The following is a 16,037-nucleotide window of genomic DNA, read 5'->3' as shown; positions in this document are numbered from 1 at the left end:
TCCGATCGGCCGGCCTCGGCCCGCGGCACCCTCAAGGTCAGGGTGCCGGGGCCGCGTCACCAGACGTCGTCGAGGCCGTAGGAGGCGAGGAACGCGTCCACCTCGGCCAGCGTCTCCTCGTACCCGAAGTTGCGGTACGCGTACCCCTTGGCCACATGCGGCGCGCCCGCGTAGAACATCTCGTACTGATGGTGCCGCCCGGCGAACTCGCTGCCGATCGCATCCCAGGCGAGCTTGAACAGCTTCACCCGCTCCTCGGCCGGCACGCCGGGCGACTGGACGTAGCGGTCCATGTCGGGCCGGGTGGCGGGGTTGCGCAGTTCGGCGACCGAGGAGGGGAGCTGCAGCACGCCGCCGCCCGTCAGCTCGCGCAGGATGGCGAGCACCCGCGGGTACAGCTCGGCCTGCAGGGCGATCGCGCCGTAGAGCGAGCGGGGAGTCGGCCGCCACATGCCCGCCTCGTCCGGCTCGGCGGTGTACTCGGCGGCGAGCACGGCCGACTCCACGAGGGACACGAGCGCGGCGAGCTCGCCCAGCTTCTCCTGCACGCTGGGGATCCGGTCGATGTGGGTCGTCTGCGCGACCTTGCGGGCGACCCCCGCCAGGAAGCGCAGCTTCGCCACGAACCTGATCTGCGCCTGCGAGTTGCCCAGGATGTGCGCGCCGGTGTCGAAGAACTGGCGGCGCAGCCCCTCCACGTCGCGATAGACGAAGATCCGCTCCCACGGGACGAACACGTCGGCGAACACGACCAGCGCGTCGGTCTCGTCGTAGCGGCTGCTGAGCGGGTAGTCGTAGTGGCTGGTCGCCGCGGGCGCGTAGGGGCGCCGGCAGTACAGCTTGAGGCCGGGTGTCGCGACCGGGACGACGAAGCCGAGCGCGAAGTCGCGGTCCTCCGGCGTCAGCGGCTTGATGCACGACACGAAGATCTCGTCCGAGACCGCGGCGCCGGTCGCGAGCATCTGGGCACCGCGCACCACGATCCCGTCGCCGCGCTCCTCCGCCACGCCGACCTGGATCAGGTCACCCTCCCAGGCGTGCGCGGTCGTGATGCGGGAGACCTGCGGCGGGATGATGGCGTAGGAGACGTAGAGGCTGTCGCTCAGCAGCCGGTCGTAGTACGCGGTGACGTTGTGCGAGAAGTCGTGGGTCTCCGACCGGAACGCCTCCGGGTGGGCGGCGAAGCCGGCCAGGAACGACCCGACGTGATCAGGGCCGCGGCCCACCCAGCCGTGGGTGTGCCGCGCCCAGGTCTCGATAGCCTTGCGCCGCACGACAAGCTGCTCGTGGGTCTGCGGGATCGAGTACACGAGGTTGGCTGGTCCGTCGATCTCCCTGGCGTACGCGGTCATGCCGTTCGCCGGATCGGCGGCGATGTCGTAAAGCTCCGACATCGTCCGCGCGATCGGCGCGAACGCCGGGTGCCCGGCGACGTCGCGGACGCGGTCGCCGTCCACGTAGACCTCGCGCCCGTCCGCGATCGCCGCCAGGTACTCAGATCCCTTACGCATCGGCTATCCCTCTGCCGGTTCCGTCAGTTCTCCGTCAGCTGGAACCACGACTTCCCGAGGCGCTCCATGGTCCTGGGGTCGGAGAAGTCGTGGTAGGTCATCTTGGAGTTGGCGGTGGCCACGAAGTCGCCGCTCTGCGTCCACAGCCTGGTCTCCGCACCGAGGATGCCGTCGCCGACGTGGCTGCCGACGGCGTCGGCGAGCAGCCACTGCTCCTCGGGGTGGAAGGTGTGGAAGTCGACGGTGAGGTTCATCGTCGGCGCGATGAACTGCAGCGGCGGGGTGAAGGGGTCGGCGACCGTCGCGAACTGCATCGCGGCGGTGATGATGACGGAACGGCAGGCGTCGACCCACGGGTCCTTGTGGCCTTCGCCGCAGGGCATCCGCTGCCAGCCGCGGATGTGCGCGTCACGCCGCGGGGTGAACTTCATCTCCTCCGTGGTGAGATCCTCGACGCCCGGGTAGTTGTGGGAGCCCATCAGTCCCTTGACCATGCGGAACTCGAGCATCTTCCAGAACGGCTCGTCGCCCATCAGCGCGAGCACGTCGTCGTCGAGGATCGTGGTTTCGAGCTCGTCCGGCCGGGCGGACTCGGGGGCTTCCTGCCAGTTGAGGGTGGGGCTGAGCTCGCCGGTGGGTGCTGCCGACACCAGCGCGGCGAGAATGTCCTGGCCATCCTGGTTCATCCGCACCAGGTACGAGCCCGCCCGATCGGTGCTGCGTAGTGTGGTCACCTCGAGGTCGGCCGGGCCGACCTTCGCCTCGTTCAGATAGTGGCACGACACGCTGACCGGCCGGGCCATCGTGCTCGGCGCGTGCGCCTGAGCAGCGCGAAGTGCGATCGAGGTCAGGTATCCACCGATCGGAACCCACATCTTCCAGTCTTCGACGACGTCGGCTCGGTACGTTCCGTCGCCCGTCCGTTCGACCGCGGTTTGCCGCTCTAGATTCGACATAGGCGACACCTACCACGCGCGGAATGCCCGCCGACAGCGACGCCGTTCGCGCGGTCACGACGCCGTCGGACACCGGCTTGGGCGGGCATCGCGGCGGAACGTGGCCGCGGAGAAAGCAGGGACGGGACGGCGGAGATCGCCGCGTGACTGCGGAGTCGGTCGTGGTGTCGACTGCTGGGTGCCGACTGTGGGTCTGCCGCAGTTGGCCAGTTCTTCGCGTGTCCGAGAAATGACAGGATGTGCGGGCGCGTGAGGTCTGCCCCTAACTACTGGCCGGGAGGATCGTATGAGCGTTGACGATGAATCCGGAGCGGCTGCCCTGGGCTCGTCCCGGCCGGCCGCGCGGATTCGCGGGCTCCGGAAGGTCTACGGCGGTGTGGTCGCGCTCCACGGACTCGATCTCGACGTGGTGCCGGGCTCGGTGGTCGGCCTGATCGGGCCCAACGGCGCGGGCAAGACGACCGCGGTGCGGTGCATCGCCGGGCTGCTGAAACCGGATTCCGGAGAGGTGAGTATCGCGCCGAGCTCCACGCCGGGGAAGTCGCCGGTGGCGATCGCCGCCCAGGAGATCGAGCTGTACCCGGGACTGCCCGTCGAAATGAACCTGACCTTCTTCAGCGAGCTGTCCGGCGTCGCCGACGCGGAGCGGGTGCTGGCGGAGCTGACCGAGGAGCTTGAGCTCGGCCCGCTTCTCGGCAAGCTGCCCAAGGACCTGTCGATCGGGCAGCAGCGGCTGGTCCATGTCGCCGCCGCCCTGGTGGCGACGCCCGAGCTGCTACTTCTCGACGAGCCGACGGCCGCGCTCGACGTGGGCGCCCGCGAGACGCTGCTGGCCGCGGTGGCGCGGCGGCGCGCGGCGGGGGTGGCGGTGCTGCTGTCCAGCCACCAGCTGCAGGAGGTCGAGACCACGTGCGACTCGATCGTGATGATCAACCATGGGGAGGTCATCGCGGCCGGGAACGTCGACGACCTGATCGGCGAGCACGGCGGCGGCAGGATCGAGCTGACCGTGGACGGGAAGGTCGAGGTGGTCGACGGCGATGACGTGGCCGCGGCGATCGATCAGGTGATGGCGACCGGCGGCCGGTTGGAGGCCGTGAACGTGATCAAGCCGTCGCTCGAGACGGTGTTCATGAGCCTCACCGGGATGCGCAGCACGGATGTCGAGGCGTCCTGACGGTGGCCGGATACCACGAGTACCTGGAACTCGACCAGTTGCTCAGCTTGCAGCGGCCCAGGACCGGGCACCTCGCGACCGAACTGCCGTTCATCGTGGTGCATCAGGTCAGCGAGCTGTGGTTCAAGCTGATCATCGAGGATCTCGGGGGCGCGCTGGGCGCGCTGGACGCCGACGACGCGGGCGCGGCCGTGCGCAGGCTGAGCCGCGTGCACGAGGTGGAGCGGCTGCTGATCGACCAGTTCGTGCTGATCGACCGGCTTCCTCCGGGCGGTTTCGGCGCGCTGCGGCCCGCCCTGGGCACCGCCTCGGCCGCCGAGTCGCGGCAGTTCGCCGTCATCGAGCGGCTTTCGTGCCCGCCGTCCGGCGGCATGGCGCCGACCGGCCACCCGGCCGAGGACCTGTGGACGGCGCTGTGCCTGCACGCCCAGCGCGACGGCTACGAGATGCCCACCGAAGACACCGACAAGGCCGCCGCCCAGCGGGCCCGCAGCCTCCTGGACATCTACTGGCAGGCGGGCCCGCTGGCCGCGGTCTGCGAGGCGCTGGTCGACCACGACCAGGCGTTCTGCACCTGGCGGCAGCGGCACGCCATGGCCGTCGCGCGGCAGATCGGGAACGCCCCCGGCACCGGGGGCACGTCCGGGCTGACGTATCTGGAACACCGCTGGACCCGCAGGTTCTACCCCGACCTGTGGGCGATCCGCGCCGACCTCCAGATCTCAGGCTGAGCAAGAGGCGAGACCCATGATCGTCCGACCCAAGTTCGAGTTGTACGCCGAGGAGCACACGAGCACGCCGTCGCCGCTGCTGGCGCAGGTGGCCGCCACCACCAGGGCGACGATGGAACGACCCGAGATGATGACGGGCGCGGTCGAGGGCGGCCTGCTGGCGATGCTGGTCGCGATGGTCCGCCCGCGGCGCGTCCTGGAGATCGGCACGTTCACCGGATACTCCGCGCTCAGCATGGCCGAGGCCATGCCCGCCGACTGCCGCATTGTGACCCTGGAGGCCGACACGGGCATCGCCGAGATCGCCCGCGGCCACATCGCGGCCTCGCCGTACGCGGACCGCGTCGAGGTGCGCGAAGGGCCGGCGCTGGACACCCTGCCCACCCTCCGGGGGCCTTTCGACCTGGTCTTCCTCGACGCGGACCGGCCCTCCTACATCCACTTCCTCGACGCCGTGCTGCCGCTGCTGGGCGAGCACGGATTCGTCGTGGTCGACAACGTGCTGCACTTCGCCATCACTCCGGATCCGGCGGAGGCGGCGGCCGTGCACGCCTTCAACGCGTACGTGGCGGGCCGGGACGACCTGGTCCAGGTGATGCTGACCATCCGCGCCGGCGTGACGCTGATCCGCCGTGCCGCGCCCTGAACCGGCCGCCCGCGCCGCCCTGCCACGGGGCGCGCCGACGGCACCACCCGCCGATGAGGACTGGAGTCCAGGTGATCGATGAGTACGAGACTGTCGTGACCTCCGGCGCGGCGGCGGACGTCGCCGGCGCCGCCGGACGGTACGCCCGCCTGCACGCCCCCCGCCCGCCGTCCTCATCCCTGCGGTCAGGCACGTTCATCCCGCTGCCCGAGAGGTTCGCGGTGTGGTCGCAGGGGATCCTCCGCAGCGCCGGGTTCCCCATCGGCGGCCTGCTGGAGCTGGGCGACGCCGAGTACGCGGCCGCCGTGGACCGCGCCCTGCAGGCGGGCGAAAGCCCGCAGGCGGAGGTGGTGGCCCGCGCCGACGAGCGGCAGGCCGAACTGCTGCGCCGGATCGCCCGCCGCGGCGACTTCCAGGAAGCCATGACCTGGCAGAACCCCGACATCGTCGAACCGATGATCGTCAAGCTCGCGAGGCTGGGCCGCGACGCCCCGCACAACCACCGGCTGCGCAAGCGGCAGCGGCTGGTGGCCAACTACTGGGCGCGCTACTGCGCGAAGAACGAGACGATCGGCTTCTTCGGCCCGGTGAACTGGTTCAGCCTGCGCACCGGCGGCGAGACGCTGCGCATGCGGCCGGGCAAGGCCACGGTCGGCCACGGCGAGCTGTTCCTCGAACCCTGGGCGATCGACGTGCTGGCGGCGACCCTCGCCGCCGACCCCGAGGTGCGCCCGTGGGTGGCGCCCCGCCGCCACCCCACCGTCCACGTCTCAGGCGCCGACGCCAGGACCATGGCGGGGCCGCTCACGCTGTCCCCGGCGCAGGCCCGGCTGATGGCCCTGGTCGACGGCGAGCGCCCGGCGCGGGCGATAGCCGCCGAGTACGGCGCCGCCCCCGAGGAGGTCTACGCCGAGCTGGAGCAGCTCGCCACCATGGGGCTGCTGCTGTGGGACCTGGAGCCGCCGCTGATCCACAACGCCGAGCGCGAGCTGCGCGCCCGCCTGGAGGCCATCGGCGACGTGGACGCCCGCAAGCAGGCGACAGACAAGCTCGACCGGCTCGAACGGGCGCGGGACATGCTGGCCGGCTACCGCGATTTCGACGACCTGATCAGCCTGCACCACAGCCTGGAACGGGAGTTCACGGCGCTGACCGGCGTCGACCCGATGCGGCGCCCCGGCCAGACCTACGGCGGGCGGCGGCTGACCTACCTCGAGTGCGCCAGGGACGTCGAGCTGTCCTTCGGCCCCCAGGTGCTCGAGTCCTGCGCCGAGCCGCTGGCGCTGCTGCTGCTGAGCGCCCGCTGGTTCATGGGCGAGGCGTCGCGGAGGGTGCGCGCGGTGTTCTCCGACGCGTTCGAAACGCTGGGGGTGGACAGCGCCGGCCTGTCCGACCTGGTGTTCGCCAGCGCGGACAAGCTGTTCACGCCGGGTGACCGGCCGGTGGACCACCTGGCGCGCGAGTTCGTGGCGCGCTGGCGCGCCATCCTCGGCCTGGACACCACGGCGCGCCAGATGAGCTTCACCAGCGACGAGCTGCGCGAAAAGGTCGAGGAGGCCTTCCCCGGCCGGGTCCCCGACTGGGGGTTCGCCTGGACCCACAGCGTGGACCTGCTCATCGCCGCCCGCGGCCCGGAGGCGTTCGCGCGGGGCGAGTTCCAGCCCGTGGTGGGCGAGCTCCACGTCGGCTACTGCCCCTTCGAGACGCCGGTCTTCGCCTGGAGCCACCCCGACCAGGACGAACTGCGGGCCATGCTGGCCACGGTCATCCCGGACGACCGGGTGATGCTCAGCCCGGTCAAGGACTTCCCGCGGGTGGCCGCGCGGATCTACCCGTGGGTCAACAACGACCGCGACTGGTGGCTGTGCGTCTCGCCGTTCCCGACCCGCGGCACCGAGCGGCTCCTGCCGCTGTGCGGGCTGGAGGTCCACCGCGACGGCGACCGGCTGGTCACCGGGTTGAGCGGCGGCGACACCTGGTTCGACATCGCCGACGTGCACGGCACCTGGCTGATGTACGAGTTCATGGACGTGTTCAAGCAGATCGTGCGCGGCTACGACCACACGCCGCGGGTCGTCGTCGACACCACAGTGGTGTTCCGCGAGGCCTGGTCGTTCCGCGTCGCCGACCTGGACTGGATCTCCGTACGCAGCGACCCGGAGCATTTCCGGGCCGCCAGGCGCTGGCGGCGGGACCGCGAACTGCCGGAGATCGTGTTCGCCTCGGTCAGCTCGGAGAGCAAACCGGTGTACGTCGACTTCCGCAGCGAGGTGCAGGTGGCCAGCCTGGCCAGGGTGCTGCGCGCCGCCGCCGAGAGCGGCGGCGACGCCTCGGTGACCTTCACCGAGATGCTGCCGGGGCCGGAGCAGTCGTGGCTGGCCGACGCGGCGGGCGAGCACTACACCGCCGAGCTGCGCCTGCTGTTCGTGGACCGCGAGACGGACGGCTGAGCCATGCCGACACCACGACCGACTGCGCGAATTCTTCACTCGAACACCGGCGAGTGCCCGTTCTACAGTGCGCTGCGGACACGCGAGGAGGCAGGGGTGTGAGCGAGACCAGGTCAGAAGCGCACCCCGCCGGACTGGTCGACCGGCTGGAAGCGGTGGGCGTCCAGCTCTGGGCGGAAGACGGTCAGCTTCGCTTCCGCGCGCCCCGCGGCGTGCTGACCGAACAGGACCGGGACGAGCTGCGCCGGCACCGCGCCGCGCTGCTGGAGTATCTGAGCGAGGACGTCGGCCCCGGCCTGCTGGAGCCCGACCCCGAGCACGCGGGCGAGCCTTTCCCGCTCACCGACATGCAGACCGCCTACCTGCTGGGACGCAGCGACGGCCTTGACTACGGCGGGGTGGGCTGCCAGGTCTACCTCGAAGCCGACCTCACCGAGGCTGACCCGCGGCGGCTGCGGGAAGCCTGGCAGCAGCTCGTCGAGCGGCACCCGATGCTGCGCGCGGTGGTAGACGAGCGCGGGTTCCAGCAGGTCCTGCCGGAGGTGCCCGCCTTCGAGCTGCCGGTCGCCGACCTGCGCGGCGAACCTCAGGACCGGGCGGCGGAGAAGGTGACGGCGGTCCGCGAGGAGCTGTGCGGCCGCTCCTACGAGCCGGGCCGATGGCCGATGTTCGACGTCAGGCTGTCGCTGACGGCGGAACGCTCGGTACTGCACCTGTCCTTCGACCTGCTGATCGCCGATTTCATGAGCGTCCAGCTCCTGCTGGACGAGCTGCACCGGCTCTACCACGCGCCGGACGAGGCGCTGCCGGCGCCCGAGCTGACCTTCCGCGACTACCTGGCCGCGCAGCTACGCCTGACGGACCGGCGCGGCTACCGGCGCGCACGCGACTACTGGTGGGCCAGGATCGACGACCTGCCGCCGGCGCCCAAGCTGCCGGTCCGCGCCGACGTGCGCAAGCACGGCCACGCCCGCTTCGACCGATGGCAGACCCGGCTGGACCCCGAGCGCTGGCGGCGCCTGCGCGAGCTGGCGGCCGGGCACGGGCTGACGCCCTCCGGCGTCGTGCTGGCCGCCTACGCGGAGACGATCAGCCGCTGGACCTCGCAGGACGGCTTCACCCTCGCCGTCACCCTGCTCAACCGGCTACCGGTGCACGAGCGGGTGAACCAGCTCGTCGGCGACTTCTCCTCGGTGGACCTGCTGGAGGTACGGCCGGGCGCCGCCGACACCTTCACCGAGGTGGCACGCGCGCTGCAGGCCCGGCTGTGGATGGACCTGGACCACCTGGCCTGCTCGGGCGTGGAGGTGCTGCGCGAGCTCGGCGCGCGCCGCGGCCGGTCCGAGGCGCTGATGCCGATCGTCTACACCAGCGCCATCGCCCTGGACGGGGAGTCGGAGTTCTGGCGGGACGCCACGCTGGTGCGCGGCCTGACCCAGACCCCGCAGGTGTGGCTCGACTGCCAGACACTGGTGGCGGGCGACGCCCTGCTCGTCAACTGGGACGTCCGCGAAGGGATCTTCCCCGACGGGCTGGTGGAGGAGATGTTCGGGGCGTTCGAGCACCTGCTGCACGGCCTGGCCGACCGCGAGGAGCTGTGGGACCGGCCGGTCCTGCTGCCGCTGCCGCCGGCGCAGCAGGAGCGCCGCCGCGCGGCCAACGCGACGGCCGTACCCGGCCTGCCCGCCCACCGGCTGCTGCACGAGCCCGTCGTACGGCAGGCGCTGCGCACCCCCGACCGGCCCGCCGTCGCCGGTTCGTGGGGGAGCCTGAGCTACGGCGAGGTTCTTGACCGGGCGGTGCGCCTGGCCGTCGAGCTGGGCGAACGGGGCGCGGGCCGGGGCACGCCGGTGGCCGTGGTCTCCGACCGCGGCCCCGAGCAGCTCATCGCCGTGCTCGGCGTGCTGCTCGCGGGCGCGTCGTACCTGCCGATCGACACCAACCAGCCCGCGGCGCGACGCGACCGGATGCTGGCCGACGCCGGCGTCACCACCGTGGTGACCCAGGAGCACCTGCGCGAGGCCACGTCATGGCCGGACGGGCTTACCGTGCTCGCCGTCGCCGATCCGCGCGGCGGCCAGGAGCGCGAGGGCGCGGCGGTGCCCGACCTGGCGGCGTTCTGCGACCGGGCGCTGGCCGGGCCCGTCCCCGACCTGGCCTACATCGTCTACACGTCCGGCTCCACCGGGTCGCCGAAGGGCGTGCGGATCAGCCACCGCAGCGCGCTGAACACGGTGGAGGACATCAACCGCCGCTTCGCCGTCGGCCCGGACGACCGCGTGCTCGCCCTGGCCAACCTCGGCTTCGACCTGTCGGTCTACGACCTGTTCGGCCCGCTGGCCGTCGGCGGCTGCCTGGTCGTGCCCGACCACAGCCGGCGGGGCCTGCCCTCGCACTGGGCGGACCTGATCGCCCGGCACCGGGTGACGCTGTGGAACTCGGTGCCGGCGCACCTGCAGATGATGGCCGACCTCCTGTCCGCCTCCGAAGCCGACCTGTCCTCGCTGCGGCTGGCGCTGCTGTCCGGCGACTGGATCCCGGTGAGCCTGCCGGAGCGGATCCGCCGCTTCGTGCCCGGCCTCGAACTGATCAGCCTCGGCGGCGCCACCGAAGGGTCGATCTGGTCGATCTGCTACCCGATCGGCGAGGTGGAGGAGGGCTGGCGCAGCATCCCGTACGGCAAGCCGCTGTCCAACCAGCAGATGCACGTGCTGGACCGGCGCGGGCAGTCCTGCCCGGACGGCGTGCCCGGCGAGATCCACATCGGCGGCGCGGGCGTCGCCGAGGGCTACCTCGACCCGGAGCGCACGGCCGAGCGCTTCGTCGAGCATCCCCGCACGGGCGATCGCCTCTACCGCACCGGAGACCTGGGCCGCTACCTGCCGGACGGCAACATCGAGTTCCTGGGCCGCCAAGACAGCCAGGTCAAGATCCGCGGCCACCGGATCGAGCTGGCCGAGGTCGAGGCCGCGCTGGTCGCCGACCCGCAGGTCGGCAACGCCGCCGTGATCGTGGACGAGGCCGCTGACCGGCGGCTGGTCGCGTTCGTCCAGCCCGCCTCCCAGCCGCCCGCGCGCGAGCTCGCGCCCACGGTGACCGAGACGGCCGCCGCCACCGCCGAGGCCAACGACGGCGGCGTGGACCGGCGGGAGTACGTCGGCTACCTGCGGCGGCTGGACGAGCTGGCGCTGCTGTGCATGCTGCACGCCTTCCAGCGCGACGGCCTGTTCCGCGAACCGGGGCGGACGCACACGATGGAAGAGATCGTCGCCGGGACGCAGGCGCCGTCCCGCCACCACCGCGTGGTGCGGCGCTGGGTCCGGGTGCTCACCGGCCACGGGCTGCTGATCGCGGAGGGGGAGGACCGCTACCGCGCGGCGCTGCAGGCCGAACCGGCCGCCATCGCGGACGGCTGGCGCGAGGTGGACGAGCTGGTCACGCGGCTCGACCCCGGCTCGGCCAAGGTGCACGACTACTTCAAGGCCTCCACCGAGAACCTGCCCGAGGTGCTGCGGGCCGGCACCACCGAGGCCGTGCAGCTGCTGTTCCCCGAGGGCCGGATCGACATCGGCGAGTCGCTGTACAACGTGACGCTGTTCAACCGGTGGGCCAACACGGTCCTCACCTCGGCGGTCACCGCCGTCGCCGCGGCGACGGCCAAGCCGCTGCGCGTGCTGGAGATCGGCGCCGGGGTCGGCGGCACCAGCATGGACGTCATCCCGGCGCTGGCCGAGTACGACGTCGAGTACACCTTCACCGACCTGTCGCAGTTCTTCCTCAACCGGGCCAAGGAGACCTTCGGCGATTACCCCTGGGTGCGCTACGCGATCCTGGACATCAACGCCGACTTCCGCGCCCAGGGGTTCTCGCCCAACTCCTTCGACGTGATCGTCCTCGGCGACGTCTTCCACGCCACCAGGCACGTGGGGGAGAGCGTCGCGGCGGTGCGCGAGCTGCTGGCGCCCGGGGGCTGGCTGCTGTTCGCGGAGATGACGCGCGACCACTACCAGATCATGACCTCGATGGAGCTGCTGCTCGGCCAGGGCGAGGACTTCGCCGACATGCGCCGGGGCCGCGACCAGTCGTTCGTGGCGCACCGGGACTGGCTGCGGGTGCTCGGCGAGGACCTGGTGTTCGCCTTCCCCGCCGAGCAGGACCCCTTCACCGAGATCGGGCTGTACGTCTACGGCTGCCAGGTCAAGACCGATCGGGTGCCGCTGCGGCCCCAGCACGTCACCGAGGCCACAGCCGACCGGCTGCCGCCCGCGATGGTGCCCAGCCTGGTGCAGATCCTGGACCGGCTGCCGGTGGCCGCCACCGGGAAGGTCGACCGGGACCGGCTGCGCACCCTGGTGCCCAAGACGGCGGCGGCCGCCGGGTCCTCGGCCGACGAACCGGCGGACGACCTCGAACGGCGGATCGCGGCCCTGCTGTGCCAGGTGCTCAACCTGCCCGCGGTGGGCCGCTCGCCCGGTTTCTACGAGCTCGGCGGCGACTCGCTGCTGGCTTCGCAGGCGGCGGGTCTGCTGATCGAGCAGATTCCGGAGGCCAAACCCCTGTCGTTCAACACGCTGCTGCGTGTTCTGCTGGAAGGGCCGTCGGTGATGGCGTTGGCCGCGCAGTTGCGAGACGGACCGTGAGCGCGATCGGGGTCCTGGGCGGGTACGGGTCGGTCGGCCGCGCCGCGGTGGCGCAGTTGCGGGCCTGGGGGCTGGGGCCGGTGCTGGTCGCGGGCCGGGATCGGGCGCGGGCGCAGGTCGTGGTCGACGCCGACGACGCCGACGCGCTCGAGCGGTGGTGCTCGACGCTGAAGCTGGTCGTCAACTGCACCGGCTCGCCGCCGGAGAAACGGGCGCCGGTGGCCGCCGCGGCGGCGCGGGCCGGGATCCCCTACCTCGACCCGGACGGCGACGAGCCGCTGCACGAGCTGCTGGCGGGCGGCGCCTATGCCCGGCCGGTGGTGCTGTCGGCCGGGATGCTGCCGGGCCTGAGCGCTCTGCTGCCGCGGCTGCTGGTCACCGAGCCGGGCGCGCGCCTGGTCTGCTACACCGGCGGGCAGGACCGCTTCACGATCGCCGCCGCGGCCGACTACCTGGCCGCGGTGAGCAGGTCGGCCGGCCGCACGTTCGCCGTGTGGCGGGGCGGCGCCCGGGTGGAGCGCGCCGGTGTCCCCGTCCTGGAGGGCGAGGTGCCGTTCTTCTCCGGGCCTGCCAGCGGCGTGCCGTACCTGAGCGCCGAGATGGAACGGCTCGCGCGCCGGCTCGGGCTGGCCGAGCTGGTGTGCTACTCGGTCTTCCCGGGCAGCAGGCTGCGGGAGACGCTGGTCGGCGGCGCGGTGGACGCCGCGGCCGTGGTCAGGGCCAGCGAGCTCGACGCCTTCGGCCGCGCCCGCTACCAGCGGCTGGCCTTCCAGGTGCGCGGCGCGTCCTCGATGCCGACCGTGGTCGTGTCGGGGACGGGGTCGAGCGAGCTGACCGGGGCGATGGCGGCGCTGACGGCCCAGGCCGTCCTGGACGGCGCGATCGGCCCCGGTCTGCACTTCGCGGCCGACGTGCTCGACCCGGCCTGGGCGGAGCGGCGGCTGCGCGCCGGCGACGCGGTGACCGGGCTGCGGGTGTTCGACGCCGCCGACGCGCTGGAGCCGGAGGAGGGCACAATATGAGCCTCACCCTGCCGCCGAAGTACGACGCGGTGGAGCTGGCGGCCCTGGAGGACCCCTACCCCGTCTACCGGCGGCTGCGCGCGGCCGGGCCGCTGTGCCGCGGCGGGCCCGCGCAGTGGGTGGTGACCCGCTACGCCGACGTGGCCGGGCTGGTCGGCGACGACCGGCTCGGCGCGGAGTTCGACCGGGACTACCACCGGATCGCGCTCGGCGACGGGCCACTGGCCGACTTCTTCGGCCGGGTCATGCTCAACCGCGATCCCCCGGCGCACACGGTGCTGCGCCGGCTGCTGGGCCGCGAGTTCACCACCCCCGCCGTACGGCGGCGGCGCGAGCGCATCGACGCGATGGTGGCGGAGCTGTTGGCGCCCGCGGTGCGGGAGGGGCGCTTCGACGCGGTGACGGACCTGGCGGACAAGCTGCCGATCCGGGTGCTGGCCGAGTTCGTGGGCCTGGACCTGGCCGACATCGACGAGGTGCGCCCGCGGGCCAGGACGCTGTCGCAGGCGTTCGCCACCTACCTGGCCGAGCCGGAGCGGGCCGAGACCGTCGAGGCGCTGGTGTGGATGCGGGAGCTGGTGGCCGGGCTGTTCGAGGCGGAGCGCAAGGGGCCGGGCGAGGACCTGATCTCCCGGTTGCGCGAGGTCGATCCGGCCACCGCCGACCGGCGGACGCTCATCGACAACGTGGTGTTCCTGCTGTTCGCCGGGTTCGCGACGACGACCGACCTGCTGTCGAACGGCTGCGCGGCGCTCGCGGCCCGCCCCGACCAGCTCGCGATCCTGCGCGCCGACACCGGTGTGGTGCCCAGGGCGGTCGAGGAGCTGCTGCGGTTCGACGCGCCCGTACAGGTGAAGAGCAGGCTGGTGCACCGGCCGGTCGAGATCGGCGGGCGGGTGGTCAAGCCGGGCCGGGTGCTGGTGCTGCAGCTCGGCTCGGCCAACCACGATGAGACCCGCTTCGCGCGACCGGCTGAGCTGGATGTGACCCGCCACCCCAACCCGCACCTGAGCTTCGGCGGCGGCGGCATCCACCAGTGCCTCGGCGCGGCGCTGGCCAGGGCGGAGGCGGTGTCCGCCTTCACCTTCGTCGCGCGGCGCTTCACCGCCATGGAGCCGGGCGGCCAGGCCGTACGGCGGCACACCCCGAACTTCCGCTCCTACCTCAGCGTGCCGCTCCGGGTCACCCCGTCGTGACCTCGTCCTGGTCGTGTCCGGCCGGGGGAAGGATCTCGCGCGCGTCCAGCTTGCCCGCGACGTAGGCCGTCCACATCTCGCGGCGCTTGGGCTTACCGCTGGTCGTGCGCGCGATCGAGCGGCGCGGCACGTCCAGCACCACGGTGGTGGCGTGCTCGGTCATCCGCCGCAGCGTCGCCTCCGCGGCGGCGGCCCATTCGGGCGTGGGCCGCTCCAGCAGGACCACGCCGGTCGCGCCGCCGGCGGAGGAGCCGAGCAGGACGGTCAGGCGCAGTCGCGGCACGCCCGCGTCGACCAGGGCGCTCTCGACGTCCTCCGCGAACAGCGTGCGACCGCGGACCTTCATGGCGTCGCCGAGACGGCCGATGACGAAGAGCTGCCCGCCGTCCAGGAACCCCGCGTCGCCGGTGTGCAGCGCGCCCTCGTGCCATTCGGTGAGGCCCGCCGGGCTGTCGTCGGCGCGTCCGGTGGCCGCGCCGTCGCGGACGTAGCCCTCGGCGAGCGAGGCGCCGCGCACCACGATCTGCCCCACGTGCCGCTCCGGCAGCTCCACGCCGTCCTCGTCGACGACGGCGACCCGCACGCCGTCCAGGGCGCGCCCGCAGCCGACCACCGGCCGCACGGTGTCGCCTCCGTCCGTCACCGGGCTGCCCAGCCGCACCTCCTGCGGCACGACGGGGAGCGAGGTCGGCTCCTCGCGCAGGGCCAGTCCGGTGACGGCCAGCGTCGCCTCGGCCAGCCCGTAGGCGGGCAGCAGGGCGCGCCGATCGAACCCGGCGGGGGCCAGCAGCGCGGTGAACCGGTCGAGCACGTCGACGTCGATGCGCTCGGCGCCGACGATCAGGGCGCGCCAGCGGGAGAAGTCCATCCCGGTCAGGGGCAGCGCCGACAGGCGGCGCACGATGTACTCCAGCCCGAACGGCGGCATCGCGGTCATCGTGGCGCCGTGCTCGCCGAAGCAGGCCAGGTAGCTCGCCGGGTCGCGGATGAACTCGGCCGGTTCCAGCAGCCACAGGTCGCGCTGCCGGCTGACGGGGGTGAACAGGCAGCCGATCAGCCCCATGTCGTGGTGCACCGGCAGCCACGAGGCGGTCGCGTCACCTTCACCCATCTCCAGCCAGGTGCTGATGGCCGCGACGTTGGCTGCCAGGGCCGCGACCGGCACCCGCACGCCTTTGACCCGCCCGCTCGACCCGGAAGTGAACTGCAGCAGCGCCGCGCCGGCCGGCGGGCCGTCGGCGCGGCCCCCCGCGGCGGCGAGCTCGGCCGCGGTGTGCACGGGGCCGTCGAACTCCAGCCGCTCCACCAGGTTGGCCGCGGTGACCACCAGGGCCGGGCGGGCGACGTCGATGATCGCCCGCAGATGCCGCGCGTACAGGTCGGCGTTCTGGAAGAGGTACGGCGGCGCGACCGGGCAGGGGATCGCCCCGGCGAGCATGACGCCGTACAGCGTGGCGACGAAGTCGGGCCCGGTGCGCTCGATGATGACGACCCGCTCGTCGTGCCGGACGCCCGCCGCCGCCAGCCCCCCGGCGATCTTGCCGGCGAACCCGGCGAGGTCGGCGTACGTCCACCGCTCCCACGCGCCGTCCTGCCGGAACCTGATGCCCTGCCGCGTCGATGGCTCGTCGATCCAGGTAAGGAGCGGGTTGGCGTTCACGTCGGCACTTCCTTCGTGGCGTTGGCCGCAGGGCGATGCGAGTGCGTT

The 16,037-nt window shown here is 72.6% G+C and carries 10 protein-coding genes; 7 read left to right on the top strand and 3 right to left on the bottom strand.

What is annotated here, in order from left to right; translation table 11 throughout:
- Nucleotides 1-56 precede the first annotated feature (56 nt).
- Together AWQ71_RS18080 and AWQ71_RS18075 are read right to left on the bottom strand one after the other, a co-directional pair.
- Complete coding sequence (locus AWQ71_RS18080) at nucleotides 57-1,511, bottom strand: 4-hydroxyphenylacetate 3-hydroxylase family protein (RefSeq protein WP_067134653.1); 1,455 nt, start codon at nucleotides 1,509-1,511, stop codon at nucleotides 57-59.
- 23 nt (nucleotides 1,512-1,534) lie between these two features.
- Nucleotides 1,535-2,467: a thioesterase family protein gene (locus tag AWQ71_RS18075; RefSeq protein ID WP_067134651.1), complete on the bottom strand. Its 933-nt coding sequence runs from the start codon at nucleotides 2,465-2,467 to the stop codon at nucleotides 1,535-1,537.
- 286 nt (nucleotides 2,468-2,753) lie between these two features.
- On the opposite strand from AWQ71_RS18075, the gene AWQ71_RS18070 reads away from it, so the two are divergent.
- The 7 genes from AWQ71_RS18070 to AWQ71_RS18040 all read left to right on the top strand — a co-directional run bounded on the left by AWQ71_RS18070 (nucleotide 2,754) and on the right by AWQ71_RS18040 (nucleotide 14,329).
- Nucleotides 2,754-3,644: an ABC transporter ATP-binding protein gene (locus tag AWQ71_RS18070; protein ID WP_067134649.1), complete on the top strand. Its 891-nt coding sequence runs from the start codon at nucleotides 2,754-2,756 to the stop codon at nucleotides 3,642-3,644.
- Between the two features lie 2 nt (nucleotides 3,645-3,646).
- The gene (locus AWQ71_RS18065; RefSeq protein ID WP_084259012.1) at nucleotides 3,647-4,375 is read left to right on the top strand and encodes a tryptophan 2,3-dioxygenase family protein; all 729 of its coding nucleotides are present in this window, start codon (nucleotides 3,647-3,649) and stop codon (nucleotides 4,373-4,375) included.
- 16 nt (nucleotides 4,376-4,391) lie between these two features.
- A complete protein-coding gene (locus AWQ71_RS18060; protein WP_067134645.1) occupies nucleotides 4,392-5,021 on the top strand; it encodes an O-methyltransferase in 630 nt (209 codons plus the stop codon).
- A gap of 71 nt (nucleotides 5,022-5,092) precedes the next feature.
- A complete protein-coding gene (locus AWQ71_RS18055) occupies nucleotides 5,093-7,471 on the top strand; it encodes a lantibiotic dehydratase (RefSeq protein ID WP_067134643.1) in 2,379 nt (792 codons plus the stop codon).
- Nucleotides 7,472-7,569: 98 nt separating this feature from the next.
- The gene (locus AWQ71_RS18050; protein ID WP_067134638.1) at nucleotides 7,570-12,111 is read left to right on the top strand and encodes a non-ribosomal peptide synthetase; all 4,542 of its coding nucleotides are present in this window, start codon (nucleotides 7,570-7,572) and stop codon (nucleotides 12,109-12,111) included.
- The gene (locus AWQ71_RS42670; protein WP_084259010.1) at nucleotides 12,108-13,133 is read left to right on the top strand and encodes a saccharopine dehydrogenase NADP-binding domain-containing protein; all 1,026 of its coding nucleotides are present in this window, start codon (nucleotides 12,108-12,110) and stop codon (nucleotides 13,131-13,133) included. Before AWQ71_RS18050 ends, AWQ71_RS42670 begins: the two co-directional genes overlap by 4 nt.
- A complete protein-coding gene (locus tag AWQ71_RS18040) occupies nucleotides 13,130-14,329 on the top strand; it encodes a cytochrome P450 (protein WP_067134636.1) in 1,200 nt (399 codons plus the stop codon). The genes AWQ71_RS42670 and AWQ71_RS18040 overlap by 4 nt, the downstream gene beginning before the upstream one ends.
- Here AWQ71_RS18040 and AWQ71_RS18035 read toward each other — a convergent pair.
- A complete protein-coding gene (locus AWQ71_RS18035) occupies nucleotides 14,316-15,989 on the bottom strand; it encodes an AMP-binding protein (protein WP_067134630.1) in 1,674 nt (557 codons plus the stop codon). The genes AWQ71_RS18040 and AWQ71_RS18035 overlap by 14 nt on opposite strands.
- Nucleotides 15,990-16,037 lie beyond the last annotated feature (48 nt).

The sequence above is a fragment of the Microtetraspora malaysiensis genome, from assembly GCF_001528665.1.
GTDB classification, from domain to species: Bacteria; Actinomycetota; Actinomycetes; order Streptosporangiales; family Streptosporangiaceae; genus Microtetraspora_A; species Microtetraspora_A malaysiensis.
This window is presented reverse-complemented; position numbering and strand designations above follow the sequence as displayed.